The 242-nt window shown below is 57.9% G+C and carries 1 pseudogene; it reads right to left on the bottom strand.

The window, feature by feature from the left end:
- Positions 1–221 (bottom strand): annotated as a pseudogene (locus VK91_RS22210) (hypothetical protein); the annotation flags it as partial.
- Positions 222–242 lie beyond the last annotated feature (21 nt).

The following is a 242-nucleotide window of genomic DNA, read 5'->3' on the forward strand; positions in this document are numbered from 1 at the left end:
CCTGGTGCTCCCGTTACTCCTGTTACTCCTTGGGGACCCATTTCTCCCTGTGGACCCGTTGCTCCCGTTACTCCTGCTACTCCTTGGAGACCCATTTCTCCCTGTGGACCCGTTGCTCCCGTTACTCCTGCTACTCCTTGGGGACCCATTTCTCCCTGTGGACCCGTTGTCCCCGTTACTCCTGCTACTCCTTGGAGACCCATTTCTCCCTGTGGACCCATTGTCCCCGTTACTCCAGCTAC

Origin of the sequence: Lysinibacillus sp. LK3, from assembly GCF_001043675.1 — a bacterium.
In the GTDB taxonomy this organism is placed as follows: domain Bacteria; phylum Bacillota; class Bacilli; order Bacillales_A; family Planococcaceae; genus Lysinibacillus; species Lysinibacillus capsici.